The sequence below is a fragment of the Ferrovibrio sp. genome, assembly GCF_035304305.1.
Taxonomy (GTDB): domain Bacteria; phylum Pseudomonadota; class Alphaproteobacteria; order Ferrovibrionales; family Ferrovibrionaceae; genus Ferrovibrio.
Window position 1 is genome coordinate 1 of the sequence record NZ_DATGQG010000075.1, and the last position, 4,053, is coordinate 4,053.

The window sequence follows — 4,053 nt, forward strand, 5'->3', positions numbered from 1 at the left end:
CTCCGGCATGGCCCGCGTGAACGGCTCGGCCGCTTTTTCCTCGCCGCCGACAAGGCGGCCCGCGACCGCGGCGTCATCCTCAGCCTCAGCACCGATTTCGAACTGCTGCGCGAGGTGAACCGGATGAATCTGAAGCACTGGTACGGTCTGCCGCCGACATTCGACAGCCATTACAGCGGCATCGACGGCAGCAAGGGCTTCTGGCTGATCGGGCGCAACGAAGCAGGTGAAATCATCAGCACCCAGGCGGCGCACTACTTCGACATGGCCGACACCACGCTGGAGGAGACGATCACCAGCCTGCGTCTTTTCTATGCGGATCCGCAGTCGATGCGGCATGACGGCGAAAGCTGCACCATCACGGCGCCGAGCGCGCGGCGCATCCGCGGCAATGTCGTGTATTCCGGCTGCACGTGGATCCATCCCGACTACCGGCGCCGCCATCTTGCCGTAATCCTGCCGCGTATCTCGCGGGCGCTGGCCTACACGCGGTGGAACACCGACTACACGATCAGCTTCGTCAGCACCAAGCTGGTGGAGATGGGTGTTGCGGCAGCCTATGGCTACCGGCATGTCGAACCGGCGATGGACTGGTACAATTCGCCGGTCGGACCGCATTATCAGGGAACGCTCGTCTGGATGCCCCGTGCAGAACTGCTCGGCGATCTGGAGCGCTTCAACGATCTCATCGCGGAAGCCGAGGAGCGGGAATCGCGCAAGGTCAAGGTCGAGCCTGCCCGCGTCTATGCCTGATGCCCGCGGACGCTAGATCTTGCTGAGATCCATCGGAATCGAGATGGATGTCACGAGGGAGCTTCCGGTCACCAATGGCCGCCCGTCCGGCGTTTTCCAGCGCAATATGACGCGCTGGTAGCGCCGACGGCGCGGATCATAGCCGGGCTGTTCGACGATCGCGTCCACATCATCGACGACCGGATCGCCGGAAGTCAGACATTCCCGGTAGGTGGTCTCGATCCAGCGGCCATAGGCTTTGTCCGGCTGATCGGTAAGGCGGCGTCCGACGCAGTATTCGAAAGAGAAGTCGTCATAGACGGTAAATCCGGCACCGCTGTTCTTCACCAGCAGAATGTCATTGCCGTCCGGTTCGACGAAAACCGTCCGCTTCACCAGTCCCGTGCGTCGCAGATAGGTCTCGATCGGTTCGGAATAGAGGCCGCCGACGGCGCGCCACAGCGCGAACAGGCCTGCCAGCTCGTGCTGGCCGTCGCGCAGCCAGTCGCGCGGCTGGTGCGGCTGGCGGATGAAAAGGTCGCGGATATGCGGCTCGTTGTAGTCGGAGAGATCCTTCAGGCGTTCGACCAGCGGCTCGATCTCGGTATGCGCCTCCTCGATCCAGCCGCTGGCGAAGAAGACGAGCCCGACGGGTTTGCCGGCCGCCAGGCTTTTCTGCAGATAGGGCGTCAGCGCATCGACGCTGGCCATGCTGATCATGCCGGCGCGGAACTGCAGCAGGGTCGCGTCATCCTGCGGCGCCACCCAGACATAGCCGAGGTTGCGTGCCGCATAGGCGCCGAGATCGAAGTCCGGATCAGGATAGCCGAGCTGTTCGGCCAGCACCGAGGATGGCCAACGCCACCAGCGACCCGTCGGATCGATTAGATAGGTCATTGCCTTCCCCATGCCGGCGCCCGCTCCCACCCGGACGGCACCGGCCCGCGTTCGACTCTATGGCAGGATGGAAAGAGTGTCGAGAGAGGACGGGCGCGGTTTCCCGTCAGGTAAACCTTTGGTAGCATTCCGGCCTTTGCCGCCGCCGGACATGTATTCCCGCGTGTCGAGCTTGCATCGCTGCCGCCCGCTTCCTACATCTCTGGCCATCGCAGATGAGGATTTCCCGCATGAACAGCAGTGAAGGGCCGGCCGACCGCTTCCCCGTCTGGCACGGCACCACCATCCTTGCCGTGCGCAAGGACAACCAGGTGGTGCTGGCGGGCGACGGCCAGGTCAGCCTCGGCCAGACGGTGATCAAGGCGAATGCGCGCAAGGTGCGCCGCATCGGCGACGGCTCGATCCTTGCCGGTTTCGCCGGCGCAACCGCCGATGCCTTCACCCTGTTCGAGCGGCTGGAATCCAAGCTGGAGCGCTATCCGGGCCAGCTGGCGCGCGCCTGCGTCGAGCTCGCCAAGGACTGGCGCACCGACAAGTACCTGCGCCGGCTGGAAGCGATGATGGCGGTGGCCGACCGCTCGGTATCGCTGATCCTGACCGGCACCGGCGACGTGCTGGAGCCGCAGGACGGCCTGATCGGCATCGGCTCGGGCGGCAATTTCGCGCTGGCCGCGGCCCGCGCGCTGATCGACCGCAGCGACATGGATGCCGAGGCGATCGCCCGGCGCTCGCTCGAGATCGCCGCCGATATCTGCGTCTACACCAACCGCAACATCATCATCGAAAAACTCGCATGACCGCCTTCTCGCCGCGTGAAATCGTCTCCGAGCTCGACCGCTACATCATCGGGCAGAAGGATGCCAAGAAGGCGGTGGCGGTCGCCCTGCGCAACCGCTGGCGCCGCCAGCAGCTGCCCGATGCGCTGCGCGACGAGGTGCTGCCGAAGAACATCCTTATGATCGGCCCGACCGGCGTCGGCAAGACCGAGATCTCGCGCCGGCTCGCCAAGCTGGCCAATGCGCCCTTCCTGAAGGTCGAGGCGACCAAGTTCACCGAGGTCGGCTATGTCGGCCGCGACGTCGAGCAGATCGTGCGCGACCTGGTCGAGATCAGCGTCGGCATGATGCGCGAGCGTCGCCGCAAGGAGGTCTTCGCCCGCGCCGAACTGGCGGCGGAGGAACGGCTGCTGGATGCGCTGGTCGGCGACAAGGCGAGCGTCGAGACGCGGCAGAAATTCCGCAAGCTGCTGCGCGAGGGCGAGCTGGACAAGCGCGAGCTGGAAATCGACCTCGCCGATACCGGCGGCGGCATGCCGATGTTCGAGATACCCGGCATGCCCGGCGCGCAGATGGGCATGCTGAACCTGCAGGACATGCTGGGCAAGGCCTTCGGCACGCGCCGGCGGCCGCGCAAAACCAACGTGGCGGACGCCATGAAGGCGCTGACCCAGGAGGAAAGCGACAAGCTGCTCGATCAGGAGAACGTCGTGAAGGAGGCGATCCAGGCCGTCGAGCAGAACGGCATCGTCTTCATCGACGAGATCGACAAGATCTGCGCCCGCAGCGAATACCGCGGCGGCGGCGACGTGTCGCGCGAAGGCGTGCAGCGCGACCTGCTGCCGCTGATCGAGGGCACGGTGGTCGCCACCAAGCATGGCCCGGTCAAGACCGACCACATCCTGTTCATCGCCTCGGGCGCCTTCTCGATCGCCAAGCCGAGCGACCTGCTGCCGGAACTGCAGGGCCGCCTGCCGATCCGGGTCGAGCTGAAAGGCCTGACGCGGGAGGATTTCAAGCGCATCCTCACCGAGCCGGAAGCCTCGCTGCTGAAGCAGTATGTCGCCCTGCTCGGCACCGAGAACGTGACCCTGGAGTTCACCGAGGATGCGATCGACGCCATCGCGCAGATCGCCGCCGACGTGAACGAGGGCGTGGAAAACATCGGCGCCCGCCGGCTGCACACGATCCTCGAGCGCGTGCTGGAGGAGATCAGCTACACGGCGACCGACCATTTCGGCGAGACGGTGAAGATCGACGCCGCCTATGTGCGCGAGCGCATTGGCGAGCTCGCCGCCAACAGCGATCTCAGCAAGTATATCCTGTAGCCGGCTCCGCCCCTCGGTGCCGGCCGGGGGCATCGTCCTGTCCGCGCCAAGGACGCCCGGGCTTCCTGATGACTCCGCCGGCGGATTCCGCCATTCTGGCCGCAACGGATACATGCGGAGGACGCCCCATGACTGACCTGAAAGGCCGCGTCGCGCTGGTTACCGGCGGCTCGAGCGGTATCGGCGCGGCGACGGCGCGGCTGCTGGCCGGCCGGGGCTGCGCGGTGGCGATCAACTTCTCGAAAAGCCGCGAACCGGCGGAAGCCGTGCGCGCCGAATGCGAGGCGCTGGGCGGCGAGGCCTTCCTTGTCCAGGGCGAT

5 protein-coding genes are annotated in these 4,053 nt (G+C 65.7%); 4 read left to right on the plus strand and 1 reads right to left on the minus strand.

From position 1 onward, the window contains the following. Positions 1-753: hypothetical protein (locus VKZ87_RS09475; protein ID WP_324221009.1), on the plus strand; the 753-nt coding region annotated here is incomplete at its 5' end. Between the two features lie 12 nt (positions 754-765). Here the strand turns inward: VKZ87_RS09475 and VKZ87_RS09480 are convergent. After that, entirely contained in the window at positions 766-1,629 is an 864-nt protein-coding gene (locus VKZ87_RS09480) for a hypothetical protein (RefSeq protein ID WP_324221010.1), read from the minus strand. A 230-nt stretch (positions 1,630-1,859) separates the two neighbouring features. Here VKZ87_RS09480 and hslV point away from each other — a divergent pair, with 230 nt between their 5' ends. From hslV to VKZ87_RS09495, 3 genes are all read left to right on the plus strand, one after another. Beyond that, entirely contained in the window at positions 1,860-2,426 is a 567-nt protein-coding gene (hslV, locus tag VKZ87_RS09485; RefSeq protein ID WP_324221011.1) for an ATP-dependent protease subunit HslV, read from the plus strand. Continuing rightward, entirely contained in the window at positions 2,423-3,733 is a 1,311-nt protein-coding gene (gene hslU / locus VKZ87_RS09490; RefSeq protein WP_324221012.1) for an ATP-dependent protease ATPase subunit HslU, read from the plus strand. Before hslV ends, hslU begins: the two co-directional genes overlap by 4 nt. Before the next feature lie 128 nt (positions 3,734-3,861). Beyond that, a partial coding sequence (locus tag VKZ87_RS09495; RefSeq protein ID WP_324221013.1) for an SDR family NAD(P)-dependent oxidoreductase occupies positions 3,862-4,053 on the plus strand: 192 nt, incomplete at its 3' end.